Origin of the sequence: Paenibacillus sp. y28 (genome assembly GCF_037137075.1) — a bacterium.
Taxonomy (GTDB): domain Bacteria; phylum Bacillota; class Bacilli; order Paenibacillales; family NBRC-103111; genus JBBBNV01.
Genome location: NZ_JBBBNV010000002.1, coordinates 81,481 through 101,974 on the forward strand (window position 1 = coordinate 81,481; position 20,494 = coordinate 101,974).

General features: G+C 53.4%; 15 protein-coding genes and 1 pseudogene. 12 read left to right on the forward strand and 4 right to left on the reverse strand.

Annotation, left to right across the window (positions count from 1 at the left end):
• Positions 1-134 precede the first annotated feature (134 nt).
• From WBG83_RS03545 to ppk1, 8 genes are all read left to right on the forward strand, one after another.
• The gene (locus tag WBG83_RS03545) at positions 135-4,100 is read left to right on the forward strand and encodes a DNA polymerase III subunit alpha (RefSeq protein ID WP_336742756.1); all 3,966 of its coding nucleotides are present in this window, start codon (positions 135-137) and stop codon (positions 4,098-4,100) included.
• Positions 4,101-4,261: 161 nt separating this feature from the next.
• Complete coding sequence (locus WBG83_RS03550) at positions 4,262-4,738, forward strand: phosphatidylglycerophosphatase A family protein (protein WP_336742759.1); 477 nt, start codon at positions 4,262-4,264, stop codon at positions 4,736-4,738.
• A gap of 406 nt (positions 4,739-5,144) precedes the next feature.
• The gene (locus WBG83_RS03555; protein WP_336742761.1) at positions 5,145-5,333 is read left to right on the forward strand and encodes a glutamate decarboxylase; all 189 of its coding nucleotides are present in this window, start codon (positions 5,145-5,147) and stop codon (positions 5,331-5,333) included.
• A 47-nt stretch (positions 5,334-5,380) separates the two neighbouring features.
• Positions 5,381-6,241 carry an acetyl-CoA carboxylase, carboxyltransferase subunit beta gene (accD, locus tag WBG83_RS03560; RefSeq protein WP_336742763.1) on the forward strand — a complete coding sequence of 287 codons (861 nt, stop codon included), beginning with the start codon at positions 5,381-5,383 and terminating at the stop codon, positions 6,239-6,241.
• Positions 6,241-7,257 carry an acetyl-CoA carboxylase carboxyltransferase subunit alpha gene (locus WBG83_RS03565; protein ID WP_336742765.1) on the forward strand — a complete coding sequence of 339 codons (1,017 nt, stop codon included), beginning with the start codon at positions 6,241-6,243 and terminating at the stop codon, positions 7,255-7,257. The genes accD and WBG83_RS03565 overlap by 1 nt, the downstream gene beginning before the upstream one ends.
• Before the next feature lie 7 nt (positions 7,258-7,264).
• On the forward strand, positions 7,265-9,019 hold the full coding sequence (gene pyk, locus WBG83_RS03570; protein WP_336742766.1) for a pyruvate kinase: 1,755 nt from the start codon (positions 7,265-7,267) through the stop codon (positions 9,017-9,019).
• An 82-nt stretch (positions 9,020-9,101) separates the two neighbouring features.
• Positions 9,102-9,647, forward strand: coding sequence for an acyl-CoA thioesterase (locus tag WBG83_RS03575; RefSeq protein ID WP_336742769.1), 546 nt, complete (start codon positions 9,102-9,104; stop codon positions 9,645-9,647).
• Positions 9,648-9,752: 105 nt separating this feature from the next.
• A complete protein-coding gene (gene ppk1 / locus WBG83_RS03580) occupies positions 9,753-11,864 on the forward strand; it encodes a polyphosphate kinase 1 (protein ID WP_336742771.1) in 2,112 nt (703 codons plus the stop codon).
• Here the strand turns inward: ppk1 and ppx are convergent.
• Entirely contained in the window at positions 11,827-13,362 is a 1,536-nt protein-coding gene (gene ppx, locus WBG83_RS03585) for an exopolyphosphatase (protein ID WP_336742773.1), read from the reverse strand. The genes ppk1 and ppx overlap by 38 nt on opposite strands.
• A 366-nt stretch (positions 13,363-13,728) precedes the next feature.
• Here ppx and citZ point away from each other — a divergent pair, with 366 nt between their 5' ends.
• From citZ to WBG83_RS03605, 4 genes are all read left to right on the forward strand, one after another.
• Positions 13,729-14,844: a citrate synthase gene (citZ, locus tag WBG83_RS03590; RefSeq protein WP_336742774.1), complete on the forward strand. Its 1,116-nt coding sequence runs from the start codon at positions 13,729-13,731 to the stop codon at positions 14,842-14,844.
• An 88-nt stretch (positions 14,845-14,932) separates the two neighbouring features.
• Positions 14,933-16,231 (forward strand): NADP-dependent isocitrate dehydrogenase, encoded by a 1,299-nt coding sequence (gene icd, locus WBG83_RS03595; protein ID WP_336742776.1) that lies wholly within the window; start codon positions 14,933-14,935, stop codon positions 16,229-16,231.
• A 30-nt stretch (positions 16,232-16,261) separates the two neighbouring features.
• A complete protein-coding gene (mdh, locus tag WBG83_RS03600; RefSeq protein WP_336742777.1) occupies positions 16,262-17,203 on the forward strand; it encodes a malate dehydrogenase in 942 nt (313 codons plus the stop codon).
• Between the two features lie 204 nt (positions 17,204-17,407).
• Entirely contained in the window at positions 17,408-17,728 is a 321-nt protein-coding gene (locus WBG83_RS03605) for an acyl carrier protein (protein WP_442955782.1), read from the forward strand.
• A 38-nt stretch (positions 17,729-17,766) separates the two neighbouring features.
• Here WBG83_RS03605 and WBG83_RS03610 read toward each other — a convergent pair.
• The 3 genes and pseudogenes from WBG83_RS03610 to WBG83_RS03620 all read right to left on the reverse strand — a co-directional run.
• Positions 17,767-18,225: pseudogene (locus tag WBG83_RS03610) on the reverse strand (DUF4272 domain-containing protein); the annotation flags it as partial.
• Between the two features lie 338 nt (positions 18,226-18,563).
• Complete coding sequence (gene yfbR, locus WBG83_RS03615; RefSeq protein ID WP_336742778.1) at positions 18,564-19,157, reverse strand: 5'-deoxynucleotidase; 594 nt, start codon at positions 19,155-19,157, stop codon at positions 18,564-18,566.
• A 109-nt stretch (positions 19,158-19,266) separates the two neighbouring features.
• Positions 19,267-20,424: a polysaccharide deacetylase family protein gene (locus WBG83_RS03620; RefSeq protein ID WP_336742779.1), complete on the reverse strand. Its 1,158-nt coding sequence runs from the start codon at positions 20,422-20,424 to the stop codon at positions 19,267-19,269.
• Positions 20,425-20,494: the final 70 nt, after the last annotated feature.

Here is a 20,494-nt window from a genome sequence, read left to right on the forward strand (position 1 = left end):
GCCTGTCTTTACTTATTTGTATGAAAAGCGGAAAAGGATATGAATGATTTGAAGTGTTCGCTTTTTTGTTCGCAAAAATATGATAATATAGAAGAAAAGCGGGCGGATGCCCAAAGCGGCGAGGGGGCGGGGATATGAGCGGGTTTGTCCATTTGCATGTGCATAGTGAATACAGTTTGCTGGACGGCGCTTCGCGCATCACGGAGCTGACGGATCAAGCGGCCAAGCTGGGAATGCGATCGCTGGCGCTAACGGACCACGGCGTGATGTATGGGGTGGTTGCTTTTTATAAGGCGTGCCGGGAGCGGGGAATTAAGCCGATTTTGGGCTGTGAAATTTATTTCACGGCCGGGTCCATGACGGACAAAGCATCCAGACAGGACCAGCCGATTTATCATCTGATCCTGCTTGCCAAAAACGAGCAGGGCTATCGCAATCTGATGAAAATTTGCAGCGAGGCGCAGCTTAAAGGATTTCATTACAAGCCCCGTGCCGATATTGAGCTGCTGCGGCGGTATGCGGAGGGAATCATTTGCCTCAGCTCCTGCATGAGCGGGGAGGTTTCCAGGCATCTGCTGCACGGGCGTCAGGAGGAAGCGCTTGCGGCGGCGCTCAAATACCGGGAGCTGTATGGGGATGACTTTTACCTGGAGCTTCAGGATCACGGCCTGCTGGATCAGAAGAAGGTGATGCAGGGCATGATTCAATTGAGCAAGGAAACCGGTATCCCGATCGTGGCGACCAACGATGTGCATTATGTGCATCCGGGAGATCATGAAATGCAGGATTGCCTGATCTGCATCGGGACCGGTAAGACGATGGAAGAGAAGGACCGGATGAAGATCCAGACGGATCAACTGTATTTAAAAAGCGGGGAGGACATGGCGCGGTTGTTTGCCCATGTGCCCGAGGCCATAACGCGGACGGAGGAAATTGCCGCCAAGGTGACGCTGGAGCTGGAGTTCGGACGTTCGGTGCTGCCCAGCTTCCGTCCGGTTCCCGAAGGGCTGACGGCGCAGTCTTATTTGCTGCAGCTTTGTGAGACCGGCTTGCACCAGCGGTATGCGTCCAAGCCGGAATGGCAGGAGGAGCCGTTCCGCGCCGAGGTCACGGATCGCCTGCACTATGAGCTTGGTGTTATTGGCCGCATGGGCTTTGACGATTATTTCCTGATTGTATGGGATTTCGTCCGGTACGCCCACGAAAAGGGGATCGTCACCGGTCCGGGGCGGGGATCCTCGGCAGGCAGTCTCGTGGCTTATGTGCTCCGTATTACGGATGTGGATCCGATCAAATACCGTCTGCTGTTCGAACGGTTCTTGAATCCGGAGCGGATCAGCATGCCTGATATTGATATAGATTTCAGCGACGTGCGGCGGGATGAAGTCATCGAATACGTGGCGCGCAAATATGGCGCAGAGCATGTCGCGCAGATTATCACCTTCGGCACCATGGCGGCGAAGGCGGCTGTGCGGGATGTGGGGCGGGTTATGAATGTGCCGTACGGGGAGGTTGATAAGGCGGCGAAGCTGATACCGAACCATCTTGGCATTACAATTGAGGATGCGCTCAAGCTGAGTCCGGAGCTGCGACAGCAGTGCGAGCGGCAGCCCAAGACGGCCGAGCTTATCCGGATGGCGATGAAGGTGGAGGGGATGCCCCGCCACGCTTCCACTCATGCCGCCGGGGTTGTCATTTCGCGTGAGCCGCTTACGAATTATGTGCCTTTACAGGAAGGCACGGAGCAGACGGCGCTTACGCAGTATTCGATGGAGCATCTGGAAGCAATCGGACTGCTGAAGATGGATTTCCTCGGGCTGCGGTATTTGTCCATTATTGAGCGGACGCTGGATTGGGTGGAGCAGGAGAGCGGAAACCGGATTGACTTCCACCAGGTGCCGGACGATGATCCGAAAACCTACGAGCTGCTGAGCCGGGGCGATACGACCGGGATTTTCCAGCTTGAATCCGCCGGAATGCGGCGGGTGCTGAAGGAGCTGCGCCCCAGCGCTTTTGAGGACATCATTTCGGTGCTGGCCTTGTACCGGCCTGGCCCAATGGAATTTATCCCCAAGTATATTCAGGCCAAGCACGGCCTGGCGGAAGTGGAATACCCGCATCCGTCGCTGGAGCCGATACTGTCCGACACGTACGGCATTATCGTATACCAGGAGCAAATTATGCAGATTGCCTCCCGGATGGCGGGCTTTTCTCTCGGGGAAGCGGACCTGCTGCGGCGCGCCGTCAGCAAGAAGAAGCGGGAGGTTCTGGATGAGCAGCGGGCGGCATTCGTCCGCGGCAGCTTGCGGCAGGGCTACGCGGAGGCGGAGGCGAATCACGTTTACGACATGATTGTCCGGTTCGCCGATTACGGCTTTCCGCGCGCGCATGCAACCGCCTACGGTGTGCTGGCGTTTCAGACGGCGTATCTTAAGGCGCATTACCCGGTGCAGTTCATGGCGTCCATGCTGGCCTCGGTCATGGGCAATCATCGCAAGATTGCGGAATACGTTGACGAATGCCGCCGGATGAAGATTCCGGTGCTGCCTCCCGATGTGAATGAGAGCGGCATTTATTTCACCCCTGCCGCCGGCGCGGGAGCCGGGCTGGAGGAGCATGAACGTGAGTCTGCCGCCGGTCCGGCGGGAAGCGGCAAGCGGGCTATCCGTTTCGGGCTGGCCGCGATTAAGAATGTCGGCGCGCACGCGATGGAATCGATTATCCGGGAGCGGGGGGAGCGGCCGTACGAGGGACTGCTGGACTTTTGCCGCCGGGTGGACCTGCGGGTGTGCAACAAGCGTGTGCTGGAGTCCCTGATTCAAGGGGGGGCCATGGACACCTTCGAGGGACACCGCAAGCAGCTGCTGGCTGTGCTGGAGGAGACCCTGGAGGCGGCGGTCAAGTGGAAAAAGGACCGTGATGACCTGCAGCTCCATTTGTTCGGCTTCACGGAGGATGTGCACTGGAGCATGCCGCTGCCCGAGCTGACGCCTTATACGACGACCCAGCAGCTGGAGCTGGAGAAGGAGCTGCTGGGACTCTATATTTCGGGTCACCCGCTGGATGCGTATGAGGAAGCGGTTGAGCGAATGGAAACCGATCAGATTCACCTGCTGGCCGAAGCGGAGGAAGGAGCTGATGTGCTGGTACCCGGCCTGGTGCTTTCGGTGAAGTCCATTGTGACCAAGAAAGGCCAGGCTATGGCCTTCATGGAGCTGGAGAACCGGGTGGCCAAGGCCGAGGTGGTGCTGTTTCCGGAGCTGTGGAAAACGGCGGGTGCTATCGTCCAGAAGGGCGCGCTGCTTCTAGTCCGGGGCAAGCTGCAGCATCAGGAGGAGGAGGTTAAGCTGATTGCCGATCAGGTTATCCGCCTGGATGACCCTGATGCGGCACAGCTTGCCCGGCGGGCCCGCGGCAGACTGCAGCGTGCTGCTGCAGGGGGGACGCCGCAGTCCTCGCGCGGCGGTCCGCAAGGCTTGCGAAGTGGCGGCAGCAGCGCTTCAGCCGCTCCGCGTGCCGGCGCAAGTCCCGGCGTCGGAGGAGCGCGCAGTGGCGGCGGTTCCGTGCGGGCGGCGGCAGGGACAGGCTCCGGCGATTCCGGCCGCCGTGGAGGCTCACAGCCGGGAGCACAGCAGAATCGCGCCAGTGAGGGCGGATCGCGGAATAGCGGATACAAGCCGTCCCATTCAGGGAGCGTCCCGTCTGGAACGCCGAACGGTTCGGAGCCGGGCGATAGCGCCCTATCCCGCGGTCCACAAGCTCCCGCTTATCAGCAGCAGCAGCAGCAGCGTATGCCAAACAGGACAGGGGCCGGAGCAGGCGGTCCGGAGAATCCGGGCGCTTCGCGCCGCACGGACAATAGTCCGGCTCCGGTCTCGCGGGTTTATATCAAAATCACCCCTCAGCGAGAGGACCCGCTTGTGCTGCGGCAGCTCAAGGGCCTGCTGCAGCAGTATGCGGGCAAACAGGAGGTCGTCCTGTTCTATGAAGCAGAGCAAAAGCTGCTCGCTCTCAGCCAAGCCTACCGTGTTCAAGCGGGCCCGGCTTTGACCAGGGCGGTGGAGCATCTGCTTGGACAAGGGACGGTACGAGTGAAATAAACAGGCTGCCGGCTGCGCAAAAAAAGTACATCACCCTTTTATCCGGTGCATACATTGAAGTAATCGTCCGATTCGGAGACGGCCGTATTTGCCGTCTTCTTGGCTAAGAACGGTTAACCCGTCAGCCGGCCGGACAAGGTACCGGAAAGGGTGAATTGAACATGCAGGAACAAGACGTCATCGCCCTGCTTGCCAAACGAGGCGTACAAATCGCCGATATCGCGGATATCGTTCACAAGCTGCAGCTGCCCTATAACAGCAGCCTGACTAAGCTGGAATGCGAGGACAGCGTGCTGGCCGTCCTGCGTAAACGCGAGGTGCAGTACACTCTTTGCACAGGCATCGCCCTGGACGATCTGGCGGAACGCAGGCTGCTGCCGGAGCCGCTGCAGTCCATCATGGAAACGGACGAGCCGCTGTACGGTGTCGATGAGACGCTGGCTCTGGGCATCACCAGTGTATACGGTATGATTGGCTTGACCAGCTTCGGCTATCTTGACAAGGATAAGACAGGAATTATCCGTGATTTGAATAACAGCGGCACGCGGATTCATGTTTTTTTGGATGATTTGATTGCCGGCCTCGCAGCAGCGGCCTCGGCGCGGATTGCCCACAAAAGCGGATCGGCACTGCCATAATGCAGACTACGGGAAACCGTCCTGACGCCTTTGGGCGCAGGGCGGTTTTTGCTCCCGGTAAAAAACGTATGCGACGCGGGGCGCTGCCCCCCTCCCTGATGCGGGTATCTTAATTTTTTTCATCAGGAGAAGGCTGTTCAATCACAACTGCGTTATGCTTTTGCATCCGCCTTAACAAAAAAAGCGATTTTCAAAGAAGATTTACTAGAATTTCTATACAGCAAATCCCCGCCATCCCCCGGAAAACCTGCTCCTCCCGCGGTTTTTGCCGTTCTCTCTCGGTTGCGGGGAATTCGGAACGTATGCTATCATTGTTCTATTGTGGATGAATGGACATGTAATAAACGGCTGAATGAGATACTACACGATTAGCGGCCATGCCGTTTATTCCGGGGAGGTACCACGCATGTGGACGGTTATTTATATTGCGCCGACGACACGTATTGCAGAACGCATCAAGCAGAAACTGACCGAAGAAGGCTTTTTGGTCCAGACCCGTCCGGTCAGCATGTCAAAGCATCAATTTGAAATCCTCGTCCCCAAGGGTGAAGTGCAGGAGGTTCAGGAAGTGCTTAATGCCATTTTGCATAGCTAGGTGAAGCGTCACAGTGGTACTTACATCAAACTGGAGAGGTGCAAACTGTGTTAAAAGATTTTTTCCAAAAGAAACGTAAATATGCGACCATTCCTTCGGAACGCACAAAACGCGAAATTCCGGAAGGCTTGATGAACAAATGCCCGAAGTGCGGCACAATCCAATACAGCAAAGAGCTTGAGAAAAATTTGAAGGTATGTCAGGCCTGTGGCTACCATCATCGGCTTAATGCAGTGGAACGGATTCAGATGCTGGTTGACGAAGGGCGTTTTTTTGAGTATGACAGTGAGCTTGTCAGTGAAAATCCGCTGGATTTCCCGGGCTATACCGAGAAGCTGGAGCGGATTATGGAAGATACGGGGCTGAACGAAGCGGTTATTACCGGAGAAGGGGCCATTAACGGCATCAACACGGTCATTGCCGTGATGAGCTTTGACTTTTTTGTCGGCAGCATGGGCTCGGTCGTTGGGGAGAAAATCACAAGGGCCATTGAAACGGCACAGGAAAAAGGGCTGCCGCTCATTATTTTCTCCACCTCCGGGGGAGCACGGATGCAGGAAAGCATTTTGTGCCTGATGCAGATGGCCAAGACCAGCGCGGCGCTGGCTAATTTCAATGATGCCGGCGGATTGTTTATTTCTGTGATTACCGACCCGACCTATGGGGGGGTATCTGCCAGCTTCGCGATGCTGGGCGACATTATTTTGGCCGAGCCTTCGGCGAAATTCGGGTTTGCCGGGCCGCTTGTTATTGAACAGACGATCCGCCAGAAGCTGCCGGATAATTTCCAGACGGCGGAGTTTTATCAGAAGCACGGCCAGATCGATAAGGTTGTCCCGCGTAAGGATTTGCGGGCTGCACTGACGAAGCTGCTGGAATTGCACACGGTAAAGGAGGAGACGGTCTGATGGTTTCGGAATTGCCGTTTGAGCGGCCGCTCGCCGAGCTGCGCGCCAAAATCGATGAGCTCCACAAATTCAGTGTGGATAAAAAAATGGATTTTTCGGAAGAAATTGCACGTTTGGAAGAAAGATATGTTAAATTAGAGGAAGAGCTGTACAGTGATTTGACGCCGCCCCAGCGAATGCAGCTGGCGCGTCATCCGAGACGTCCGACGACGATTGATTACATCAACGCCATCTTTACGGATTTCATTGAGCTGCACGGGGATCGGCTGTTTGGCGAGGACATGGCGGTCATTGGCGGACTGGCGAAGCTGGATGGTGTTCCGGTGACGGTCATTGGTCACCAGAAGGGCAAGGATACGAAGGACAACCTGGCGCGGAACTTTGGCATGCCCCACCCGGAAGGCTTCCGGAAGGCGCTTCGCCTGATGAAGCAGGCGAATAAATTCAAGCGGCCGATAATTACCTTTGTAGATACGCCGGGGGCATATCCGGGCATTACATCGGAGGAGCGCGGCATCTCTGAGGCGATTGCCCGCAATTTGCTGGAAATGTCGGCTTTTGGCGTTCCGGTCATTTGCATCGTCATCGGCGAAGGCGGCAGCGGCGGAGCCCTGGCGCTTGGTGTCGGCAATCGGGTGCTGATGCTGGAGAATGCGATTTACTCTGTGGCGTCCCCGAACTCCGCAGCCACGATATTGTGGAAGGATGCGGGGCAGGCTGACCGTGCGGCCGAGCTGATGAAAATTACGGCGGCAGACATGCTGAAATTTGAAATTATTGAAGAAATCATCCCTGAGCCGCGAGGCGGCGCACACCGCGATCCCGAAATCCAGGCCGGACATGTCAAAGAGGCCTTGCTGCGTCACTTCAAGGAGCTGCGGAAATTGGATGCGGAGCAGCTTCGCGCGGATCGGTACCGGAAATTCCGCAAGGTCGGCCGGTTTACGACGGCGGCAGAGATGATGATGGAACCGGAAAAGCAAATTATAGCCCAGACAAATGCAGAAGGAGTTTAGAAAAATCATGCGTAAAACAAAAATCGTGTGTACCATCGGCCCGTCCAGTGAATCGCTGCCGATGCTGAAGCAGCTTATCCAGGCCGGCATGAATGTGGCGCGCCTTAACTTCTCCCATGGTGATTTCGAGGAGCATGGGAATCGGATCAAAAACATTCGCTTGGCGTGCCAGGAGCTCGGTAAAACGGTAGCGATTCTGCTCGATACCAAAGGACCGGAAATTCGTACAGGCAAGTTCGCGCAGGAGCCGGTGGAGCTGGTACAGGACCAAAAGGTTGTTCTGACCACGGAAGAAATTCTGGGCGATGCATCCCGTATTTATGTCACGTATTCGAACTTGCCGAACGATGTGTCCGTAGGTTCCACGATTTTGATTGATGACGGTTTAATTGCCCTTGAGGTGGAGGACATTAAAGGGACGGAAATCCAATGCCGTATCGTCAATGGCGGGAGCATTAAATCCAGACGCGGCGTAAACGTTCCGGGAGTGAAAATTTCCTTGCCGGGCATTACGGAAAAGGATGCGGCTGATATCGTATTCGGTATCGAGCAGGGCGTTGATTTCATCGCGGCTTCCTTCGTGCGCAAGGCAAGTGACGTGCTGGAAATCCGTGAGCTGCTGGAGCGTCACAATGCGTCCCACATCCAAATTATTTCCAAAATCGAGAACCAGGAAGGCGTCGAGAACCTGGATGAGATTTTGGAGGTTTCGGATGGCCTGATGGTTGCGCGGGGTGACCTGGGCGTGGAAATTCCGGCAGAGGAAGTCCCTCTTGTGCAAAAGCGCATGATTAAGAAATGTAATGTAGCGGGCAAGCCGGTCATTACGGCGACACAAATGCTGGATTCGATGCAGCGTAACCCGCGTCCGACCCGTGCGGAAGCAAGCGACGTGGCAAACGCCATTTTTGACGGAACGGATGCTATCATGCTGTCCGGGGAATCCGCGGCAGGGAAATACCCGACGGAATCGGTTCAAACGATGGCCCGTATTGCGGAGCGTGCGGAAGCATCGCTGGAGTACCGCGAGATTTTCACCCGCCAAAGCTCTGCCCAGCAGGTTACGGTTACGGAGGCGATTAGCCAGGCGGTAGCCAACTCTGCGCTGGATTTGGATGCAACGGCAATCATTACTCCGACGGAAAGCGGCTATACGGCCCGTATGGTGTCCAAATATCGTCCGAAATCGCCGATTATTGCGGTTACCCGCAATCCGCAGGTGATGCGCAAGCTGAGCCTGACCTGGGGCGTGCAGCCGGTGCTTGGCGTAGATGCCGGCAGCACGGATGAAATGTTCCAAATGGCTGTCGATAAAGCTGTCGAGGCGGATCTCGTGAAGCTGGGGGACATTGTGGTCATTACCGCAGGTGTGCCGGTCGGCCGCTCAGGAACCACAAACCTGATTAAGGTTCATCATATCGGTGAACTGATTGCCAAGGGCCAAGGTATCGGAACCCAATCGGCGACAGGCAAAATTGTAACGGCGCGTTCGGCGGAAGAAGCACTGCAAAAAGTAACCGAGGGCAGCATTCTCGTGACGACCAGCACCGATAAAGAGTATATGCCGGCGTTTGAAAAAGCGGCTGCAGTCATTACTTCCTCAGGCGGCATTACGTCGCATGCTGCAGTTGTAGGGCTTAGTCTTGGCATACCGGTCATTGTCGGCGTCGACAATGCCCTTGAGATTTTGCAGGACGGCATGGCTGTAAGCGTCTATGCCGAGGTCGGAGTGATTTACTCCGGCAAGGCCAGCGTGTTATAAATAGCGAGCTAACAGATAAGGTAGAGAGCGGACCAGGTGAGGCGGTTCGCTCTTTTCCATCTTTTAAGGAGGAATTTTCAACATGGCGAAGTCCAATTGGTATGTACATCCTCTGCGTGTGCGATATCAGGAGACCGATCAGATGGGGGTCGTCTACCATGCCAACTATTTGAACTTGTTTGAGATTGGGCGGACTGAGCTGATTCGGGAGCTGGGCATGACCTATCGTGAGCTGGAGGCGGCGGGACTTTTTTTGCCGGTGCTAGAAGCAAATGTCAAGTTCCGCCAGCCTGCCAAATATGATGATCTTATTCTGATTCATACGCGAATTGCGGACTTCAGCAGTGTTCGGATTGACTTCGAAAGCCAAATCCGCCGCTGGGAGGGGGACACGGAGACGAAGACAAGAGACTTGCCTCCAGAGCTTCTATCCCCGACAGCGGAGCCTCAGGGGGATTTGCTGGTTAGCGGGGGAACGATGCATATGTGGCTGAACCGGGACTGGAAGCCAGCCCGTATTGATAAGGCCGCCCCCGCGCTGCTTTCCCTTTTGAAAGCCGCCGTCACGGAAGAAGATGAAGTGGATTGTAATCGGGGCATTCCCGCGCGCCCAAAAAAAATCCTGTAAGTTTACAATCGCTTAATATTGGGATAACATTGTCGAATAATAATAGAAGCAGCGGGAAATTGGCGTAAATTGCTTTGTTTAGGCAAGCAATGAGGGGGAGCTTTCATGACGAAAGAAGAGCTGCAGATGCGGGAATCGACAGCGAAGTACATCAACCGTGATTTGAGCTGGATTGAGTTTAACCGAAGGGTGCTGGAGGAAGCTCAGGACGCGAGCACACCGCTGCTGGAGCGCATCAAATTTATATCGATTGTTTCGTCCAATCTGGATGAATTTATGAGTGTCCGGGTCGCCGGTCTGAAGGAGCAGGTGAAGGCGGGCTACACCAGAAAAGATTTCACCGGTTATACCCCGCACGGTCTGCTCAAGCGGGTGATGAAGCGGGTAGGGGCGATGGTCAGCGACCAGTACAAGGCGTATCGCGATTTGACGCGTCAGCTTGCGAAGGAAGGCATTATTTTCACAACTTATGAAGAAATGACCCAGAACCAGCGCAAAGAGATGGATCATTATTATCATGATATTGTGTTTCCGGTACTGACGCCGATGGCGGTGGATCAGAGCCGGCCGTTTCCGCTGGTGCACAGCCAAAGCAATTATTTGGCCGTCGTGCTTCACAAAGAGGGGGATGACCCGGAGGAAGAGCCGTATTTCGCCATTATTCAGCTGCCTTCCAATCTATCGCGTTGTATCCAGGTGCCTTCACGATCCAAAAGCAAAAAGCAGGAGTTTATTTTGCTGGAGGATCTGATTGAACGTCATATACATACCCTGTTCAGCGGTTATATTCCGCTTGCAGTGAATGAATTCCGGCTGACCCGGAACGCTGATTTGTCCTTGAACGAGGAGGAAGCGGAGGACCTGCTGGAGGAAATTGAGAAGGAGCTGCACCGCCGCCGCTGGGGGGTTCCTGTCCGGCTGGAGGTACAGAAGGGGATTCATCCGTATGCGATGGAGATGCTCCAGGAGGAGTTTGAGATCGGCGATGATGTGCTTGTCATTGACGGGCCTGTGGATCTCGGCTTTCTGATGAAGTTCGCCATGTCACTGACAGGGTTCGATTCCTTGCGTTATCCGCGGCTGGAGCCGGTCTATCCGAAGGAGTTCCTGGATTGCGAGAATAATGACCGTTTCGCAGTAATCCGGGAAAAGGATGTGCTGGTATACCATCCGTACGAATCGTTCGATGCGGTTAACGATTTTGTGTATCAGGCCGCGCATGACCCGGATGTGCTCGCGATTAAAATGACGCTGTACCGTGTCAGCGGGAATTCAATGCTGGTCCGTTCCCTTGTACGGGCCGCGCAGGCGGGCAAGCAGGTTACGGTCGTTGTAGAGCTGAAGGCCCGTTTTGACGAAGAACGCAATATCGCCTGGGCACGGCAGCTGGAAAAAGCAGGATGTCACGTCGTATACGGACTGGTCGGCCTGAAGACACATGCGAAGATTACGCTGGTTGTCCGGCAGGAAAATCATATGCTGCGCCGGTATGTGCATGTTGGAACCGGCAACTATAACGACAGTACGGCCCGGCTGTACACCGATATCGGATTGTTTACATGTCACCCGGTGATCGGTGAGGATGCTTCGGCACTGTTTAATGAGATTACCGGATATTCCGATCCGCATGATTGGAAGGCGTTCTCTGTGGCTCCGACGAGCCTGAAGCAGAAGCTGTTCCATCTGATTCAACGGGAAGCGGAACATGCATCAGCAGGCAGACCGGCGCGAATTATCGCCAAAATGAACTCCTTATCGCATCAGGATATGGTTGATGAATTGTATATGGCTTCCAGTGCAGGGGTTCCTATTGATTTAATTGTCCGGGGCGTGTGCTGTCTGCGTCCGGGCGTGCCGGGCTTAAGCGAGAATGTGACGGTGCGGAGCATTGTGGATCGGTTTCTGGAGCATTCGCGTATGGTTTACTTTGAAAACGGCGGCGAGCCGGAGGTGTGGATTTCCAGCGCAGACTGGATGACCCGGAATTTGACCCGCCGCGTGGAGCTCATGGTACCGGTATTTGACCAGAACCTGAGGGAAGTACTGATTCAAGTGCTCAAGCTGAGCCTGAAGGATAATGTAAAAGCCCGGGAGCTGAAGTCTACCGGCCAGTACGACCGGGTTCAGCCCGTAGAAGCGATAGCGCCGCTGCGCAGCCAGTTCGAGGCGCAGGACATTGTCAGCTGGAAGCATCTGAAACGATTAGGCGTGGAATAAGCAGCCATACCTTGGTAAATTCCTTTGCTATGGCTTGCATTTCTTTTTTCTCAATGGTAGGCTGGTGCCGGATGCTGCAGCTTACTACCAGCTCAATATCCTTGACAAGAGCGTCTACTTCAGCAATCGGTCCTGTCTCGCTGCGGTCCAGCGCAATGGCCAGCTGCAGCAGGGTGCCGAGGCGCTCTGTTTCCTCCAAGTCGGTATCGTTCAGCAGATCCTTGTAAGCCAGGGCCTGCTGCCGGTTCCGGCTTTTGCTTTTATAGGAAGCGATGAGCGCGCATTTGATAATTTCCCGGTGCGAAAGGCCGCCCAGCCGGGAATGGGCTATCAAATAAAACGTATGCTTCTGGTAATCATAGTAACTGACGCTGACACCGATACGATAGAGCAGGGCGGCGGCGCTCAGCAGGCGCAGCCCGGAAGCCGTAATACCGGATCCCTGCTTCATTAAATCGTCCGCAATTTTCAAAGCTAGACGGTTCACCTGCTGGACATGATTCAGCGGAATGGACGGATGCAGCGCCAACAGGTTGCTGACGCCGTGAGCAAGCACATCGTCTAGTACCGGCTGCTGCGGATAGAGCATCTCGAAAAACAACCCGTCGCGGAGTCCGGAGCCGCTGATGATAAAATGGGAGGCTTCGGTTTGCATAAAAATGGTATGCAAAATGACAATCCCGGGTACGATAATGTCGGCGCGTTCTGCGGACAAGCCGTCAATTTTTTTGCGCTTGGCCAGGGGCTGTGAAGCAATCCAGTGAAACAGACTGTCACCCTGCTCCCGGCTTAAATCGTAATTATGAGTCAGCGGGAGCGAATATTTGCGCTGGCGCTGATGTACCTTGGCCAGTGTGCGGAACGTCCCGCCCAGCCCGATTAACGGCAGGCCGGCATGACCGCGCAGCCATGTGTGTTCCTCCAGAGCCTGCTTGATCATGTGGCGGATGCTTGCAATATCGGTATCGGTGACATGTCCTCCCGGTGTAAACCGTTTGGCGGTATTCACGGCGCCGAAGGGCAGGGAGACGCTGTGCTGCAGCTTGCGGTCCAGAAACAGCGTAATCTCCGTGCTGCCGCCGCCGATGTCCACGAGAAAGCCGTCCTTGATGTCGAGGGTATTCATGGTTGCAATAAAGCCGAGACGGGCCTCTTCTTCTCCTGACAGCACTTCGATGGTCAGCCCTGTCGCGGCCTCCAGCTTGGCTACGATCTCGCCAGAGTTTGCGGCGTTGCGAATCGCGGCCGTGGCTACGGCGCGCAGCCGGTCGACTCTGCTGGCGCGGCACAGCAATTGGAAATGGCGAAGTATGTCTACAATATCTGCCAGCTCCTCGTCCGGCAAAATGCCCGCCTCATTGATACGTTGACTGAGGCGCGCCGATTCCTTGCTTTCGTCAATGACGCGGTAGGCGGCCTGCTCTGTTAATTCATAAATGACGAGTCGAATGGAATTCGACCCGATGTCGATAATGCCGATGTGTTTTGAGCCGTTCAATCGAGGTCCCCCAGACGAGCGAAAATGTATAGCTTATTTTACCAAAGAAATGACCGGAAAAAAATCTTTATTGTACTGATCATGCAATATAGCCTAAAAATCGATGTGTTATGCGGAAATGATGGTTTTTTCTGTTATATTCTGAACATACTGAGATAGGTGTAAATTTATCGCTGGCAAGTGATGGAAGTCATTGAAAATTTGTTATCGACATATAGCATATATTTATTGTACTGATAATGAAGTTTTATGCCATAATTTGTTCACGGATTATCTGAAATCATATATTATTAGATTGCATACATGCGGCCTGGAATTCGGAATTCATTACGAATTCATTTTTATGTAAAAAAGGAGAGAAAACACATGACTGCAACCAAAGGTCTTGAAGGAATTGTAGCAGCAACCTCCTCGATCAGCTCGATTATTGACGGCGTGCTGACATACCGCGGCATCAACATTGACGATTTGGCCGTGAATGCCAGCTTTGAAGAGGTCGTTTACCTGCTGTGGTACGGTAAATTGCCGACTCAATCCGAACTGAACGAGCTGAACCAACAGCTTAGTGACAACGCGGCGATTCCGGCTGCGGTCATTGACCAAATCAAGCTGTATCCGCAGGATACAAATTCAATGGCTGCTCTTCGCACAGCGATTTCAAGCCTCGCGCTGTATGATGCGGAAGCAGGCGATATGAGCAAGGAAGCGAACATCCGCAAAGCGATTCGTTTGCAGGCCCAACTGCCGACAGTCGTTGCCGCATTCTCCCGTATCCGTAACGGACAAGATCCGATCGCACCGAAGGCCGGCGCACGGATTGCCGAGAATTTCTTGTACATGCTGACCGGAAAAGAGCCTAATGAAGTGGCCATAAAAGCCTTGGATCAGGCGCTTGTTCTGCATGCTGACCATGAATTGAATGCTTCGACCTTCGCAGCTCGCGTAACGGTTGCGACTCTTTCCGACATTTACTCCGGCGTCACTTCGGCTATCGGCGCGCTGAAAGGACCTCTGCATGGCGGCGCCAACGAAGCGGTTATGGCTATGCTTGAGGAAATCGGAACTGCTGATAAAGCAGCAAGCTACATTAACGCCAAGCTGGAAAACAAGGAAAAAATCATGGGCTTTGGCCACCGTGTTTACAAAAACGGCGACCCGCGCGCGAAGCATCTGCAAAAAATGTCCCGTGAGCTGGGCAAAATTACCGGCAACCTGAACTGGTACGAAATGTCGATTCAAATCGAAGATATGGTAACCGGCCAAAAAGGCTTGAAGCCGAACGTAGACTTCTACTCTGCTTCCGTATACACCTCTCTGGAAATTCCGCGCGACCTGTTTACGCCGATTTTTGCCATTAGCCGCGTATCCGGATGGACAGCTCATATCTTGGAGCAATACGAGAACAACCGGCTTATCCGCCCTCGCGCTGAATATATCGGACCTGAGCATGCCGTATATGTTCCGATCACTGAACGGAAATAAGGACGGTAGCACCATGAGATATACAACAAGTGAAGCCTGTATGACCTATACCATCTCAGTTTAATTTTTAATAGGAGGAATTATTCCCATGCCACAATTTGAAAACTATGCACTTCCAACAGAAGGCGACCGCATCACAATTACGAACGGTAAATTAAATGTTCCTAACAATCCGATCATTCCTTTCATCGAAGGCGACGGAACAGGTCCGGACATCTGGGCGGCTTCCAAACGCATTCTCGATGCGGCTGTAGAAAAAGCATATAAGGGCGAGAAAAAAATCGCATGGTACGAAGTTTTTGCCGGCGAAAAAGCATTCAACCAATTCCAAAACTGGCTGCCTGCCGACACGCTGACAGCAATCCGCGAATACATCGTTGCCATCAAAGGTCCTTTGACAACCCCTATCGGCGGCGGTATCCGTTCCCTGAACGTAGCGCTTCGCCAGGAGCTTGACCTGTACGTTTGCTTGCGTCCGGTTCGTTACTTCCAAGGCGTGCCTTCCCCGGTTAAACGCCCTGAATTGGTAGACATGGTTATTTTCCGTGAAAATACAGAAGATATCTATGCAGGCGTCGAGTGGGCTGAAGGCTCTGAAGAAGTGAAAAAGGTTATCGAGTTCCTGCAAAAAGAAATGGGCGTGAAGAAAATCCGCTTCCCGGAAACCTCCGGTATCGGAATCAAGCCTGTTTCCAAGGACGGCTCCGAGCGCCTGATTCGCGCTGCAATTGAGTACGCGATTCAGCATGGCCGCAAATCCGTAACCCTCGTTCACAAAGGCAACATCATGAAATTTACAGAGGGTGCTTTCAAAAACTGGGGTTATGAGCTGGCGGAAGCTGAGTTCGGGGATAAAGTATTCACATGGTCCCAGTACGATCGCATCAAGGCTGAGCAAGGTACAGATGCAGCGAACCAGGCGCAAAAAGACGCTGAAGCTGCCGGCAAAATCATCGTGAAGGATGCCATCGCCGACATCGCGCTGCAGCAAGTGCTGACTCGTCCTACAGACTTTGACGTGATTGCTACGCTGAACCTGAACGGCGACTACTTGTCCGACGCTCTGGCTGCTCAAGTGGGCGGGATCGGTATCGCGCCAGGCGCAAACATTAACTATTTGACAGGACATGCTATTTTTGAAGCTACACACGGTACTGCTCCGAAATATGCGGGTCTTGATGTTGTAAACCCAGGCTCCGTCACGCTGTCCGGCGTTATGCTGCTGGAGCACCTCGGCTGGCAGGAAGCGGCAGACCTGATTTACAAAGGCATGGAGAAATCCATCCACAACAAAACCGTTACCTATGACTTCGCCCGTCTGATGGATGGCGCAACTGAAGTGAAATGCTCTGAGTTTGCTAACCTCGTAATTAAAAACATGGACTAATTCTGTTTCACGGGAGGAGCGCAATTAATCATGGCTATTGCACGTAACAAAATCTCTGTGATCGGCGCCGGCTTCACGGGTGCAACAACGGCGCTAATGCTGGCACAAAAGGAATTGGGAGATGTAGTTCTTCTGGATATCCCGCAGCTGGAGAACCCGACAAAGGGAAAAGCGCTGGATATGCTGGAGGCAAGTCCGGTTCAAGGCTTTGACAGCCGCATCATCGGAACTTCCAGCTACGAAGAAATTGCGGGCTCCCAAATCGTCATTATTACTGCGGGCATTGCCCGCAAGCCAGGCATGAGCCGAGATGACCTTGTGAACACCAACGCCGGCATCATGAGATCGGTTTGCGAGAACGTGAAAAAATACGCTCCAGACTCCTATGTTATTATTTTGAGCAATCCGGTTGACGCGATGACTTACGTTGCCTATCACGCTTTGGGCTTCCCCAAAAACCGTGTGATCGGTCAATCCGGGGTACTTGATACAGCTCGTTTCTGCACATTCGTTGCACAAGAGCTGAACGTGTCGGTGGAAGATGTTCGAGGCTTCGTCCTTGGCGGCCATGGCGATGACATGGTTCCGCTGGTCCGGTATTCCAATGTCGGCGGTATTCCGCTGGAAAAGCTGCTTCCGGCCGACCGGATCGAAGCCATCGTTGCCCGTACACGTACCGGCGGCGGTGAAATCGTCAACCTGCTCGGGAACGGCAGTGCATACTATGCACCGGCAGCTTCTCTTGTACAAATGGCGGAAGCGATTTTGAAAGACAAAAAACGCATCATTCCTGCGATTGCTCTTCTGGAAGGCGAGTACGGCTACGACAATTTATTCATGGGCGTCCCAACCATCCTTGGCGGCGACGGCATCGAAAAAGTTTTCGAGCTGGAGCTGACGGAATCCGAGAAAGCGGCTATGGAAAAATCGGCTAACTCCGTCCGCAGCGTCATTGCCGTCGTAGAGCAGTAAACATGAGATGAGAATGGGCGGCCCTCAAAAGCCGGTTTGGATTTGTGCGGAAGCCCCCATTCTTTAAGGAAAATCGCGAGCTCAAGGGGCTTTCCCTTGCTGCTCGCGATTTTTAATTTCGTTCCAAATTGATGTGGGGGACTGAGCGCATTTAGTTCACGGAGCTGCGCGCCGGAGTCTGGATCACATCAGCAAGTGCCAGTTTTGCTTGCAGATAAAACAGGTCCTGCCTTCAACAAGCCGATCAACGACGGCGTAATCTTAGGAGATGGGGGAAATCGTGTGGATCAGAAGGGAATTTATAAAAGGGTGCAAGAAAGTATTGGCGTAGTTCTCAATATCGCTCCTCATGAAGTAAGGTATGATGAGGATTTAAGGCGCGGCCTGGGCGCAGATCATTTGGACATGGTGGAGATTATAATGGAGCTTGATCGGGAATTTGATATCTTAATTTCCGATGAAGATGCGAACAAGTTTGAGAGAGTGAAGGATATCATCAAGTATCTTGAAAGTACATTGGAATAAAAATTTCGATGGCCACGAAAATGTGGCAACCGCTCTCTTTAGGTGTCGGTTCTGACGTCATCCCACTCGTCATTCATGTAGCGTATGAGCCAGTTCAAGGCTCTATGCCGCTCGACAACAACTCCATCATGCAATCCGCCGGGAAGGGCCCGGTTATTGATTCTGGCATCCACGCAGGCCCAATCGCAGCGATATATCAGGTCGGCCTGATCGAGAATTTCTTCCTTGGAGCGAACATTGGCCTTGGCGAAGAAGGTGTAATAATCCCCGGCATCCTTTAAAGCATGGACGGCCTTGCGGACATCACTAATATCGGTTGGAAAGCTTAGCTCTTCAACATAACCAAGCGCCCACAGAAGCACCCAATAGCATTCGTATCTCCATGAAAATTGGACCAGGGCGGTCTGATCAGGGGAGCTATCGTTCAGCAGCCCCTGTTCTTTTTCAGAAAAGAAGGCTTCGGCCCCGTATTGCCGGGCAATGCCCATGGTGAAGGCCTGCTCCTCTTCCGGATCGCGGAACGGACGGCTTTTTTATCGCTAAAAACATCAGAGATGGCCTTCATAATTTTATCGTAGCCTTGAATCGAGATATACAATGTGCAATGATTCATCTGGATTACATTCACCCCGGTACATTGATGTAAGGTATACATCGGAAATTCGGCTTTGAAAATCAAGTGATGGTTGGAAAAACATACAAAAACTTCACGCCCGAAAAATAAAAAGCGCTAAAAGTCCGGGATTTTCCGGGCTGTTGGCGCTTTTTTTATTGGATTAAATTTGAAAATGGACATCTTCTGCCGCAGCGGAGCCACAGGCTCAGAGGGCGATAACTACTCCTCAGCCAGCTCGTCGAGTGTTTTCTCAAAGCTGGGGGCGAGGTGCTCCAGAAAATAATCAAGCTCCGGCATATTCATGGCAGCAATGGCCGCTTCCGTTTGCCGTTTGGCGATACTGAATTCGTGATTGCCGGCGGACAGCTCGGAAACGCATTTCAGGTACGCATCCAGCAGATCGGCTGCTTTGACATACCGCCGCAGCTCCGGGTCTTCGGCATGCTGATGGCCTGCGATGAGCGGCTCATAAACATCCTTCAGCGGCTCCGGCACCATACCCATCAGCCGCTCCGCCGCCACATGCTCGATTTCGCGGAAGCTGCGCAAAATATCCGGGTTCTGGTGCTTGACAGGGGTGGGAATGTCGCCGGTAAATACCTCCGTCACGTCATGAAATAGCGCCAGGGTCACCAGACGGTCGGTCGGCACCTGACGGCCGAATACTTCATTGGCAATCGTGCAGAGCGTGTGCGTGAGCATCGCCACATGGAAGGAATGCTCGGCGACGTTCTCCTTCATCACATTACGCATCAGGCTCCAGCGTGTGATGTACCGAAGCCGGTACATGTAGGCGAGATAGTGATGGTTCATTGTCATCGGCTCCTTTTATACAATCATCAGGAAATGCACTCCGGTATGCCGGCGGATATAGCAAAAACAAGCCCGGGCGCGTACTGGTGCCTGCGGGCTCGAATGAGGGTTAGTTTACTTGCCGGACCGGAGTTGTCCGTACAATGTAGCGTAACGTGGCCGGATTGTATACCAGGTTATCCCCCAGTATTTTTTCCAAATCGACCAGACGAATCACATTGGCGCGTTCTTTCTTGATAATCGGCTGGCTCAGCTCGATTTGATCGCCCTGTTCATTGAGGACAATATTGCTGTCGGATTTGGCGTAGAACAGCTTGCCGTGGTAATTGATATCGATGTTGTCCCCTTCCATATGGGCGAACCCGCCAAGCTGCTTCAAGGTTTTACCGAGCGGGACTTCATCCTCCTCCGCATGTGTGGCGACTACGCGGCGAAGAATGGAATTATGCAGGGATTGCGGGGAAATGTAAGGCCCCCCCGCATTAATACGCGGAATTTGCATCAGGTCTACATCCCGGGTCGCCATTTCGGGTACGATGGTGAACGCATATTTCATGCCGGCCTGCTTCAGCAGTTCAATGGAATGCGCATCATAAATTCCGTAAGGATATGCCAAATGGTCAACCTTAATTCCGGGCGCAACGGATTGAATCTCGCGCGCGCATTGCTTGATATCATTTACGACCCGGCTGTCGTACTGCTGATGGGTCTCGGTTCCTCCGTCAGCCGTAGGCAGCCTCGTGATGAGGTAAGCGCCGTTCTGATTCGTTTTGTTATGCATGCCGTGCGTATGGCACTGCGGCTCCGCTAGCGTGGAGTCCATGGTCATGGCCGCCAAATCGCCCCGGGTCATAAACGGAATATTCCATTTGTTCGGATTGTCCAGCGTTTCGGTAATCATGAACGTGATGGAAGGGATATGGAGTCTTTTCAACACGGGATAGGCATTGGTATAGAAGCTGTTATAGCCGTCATCGAACGTGACCAGCGCAGCATTGGGCGGTACGGAGCCTCCGTTCATAAATTCATCGAACTGCTCCATGGAGATGAAATTGTACCCTTTTTCAATCAAATATTCCAGTTGGTCGGAGAATAGCTGGGTCGTAATCGTGCCGGAGCTCTTGTCCGTATCATGCACATGGTGGTACATCAGAACAGCCACTTGATCCTTGTACATGATGTTGTCCCGCGAGGCGCTCAGGGTCGGCAGCAGCAGTGCGGTACAAATGATAAACAGTATAAAAGTGCGGGTTAGTGAGGATAGCATCAGCAGTAACTCCTTGAACATGAATGAAAAGATAATGTAATCTGAATGGGTTTCAAGCAGAAAAATGCAT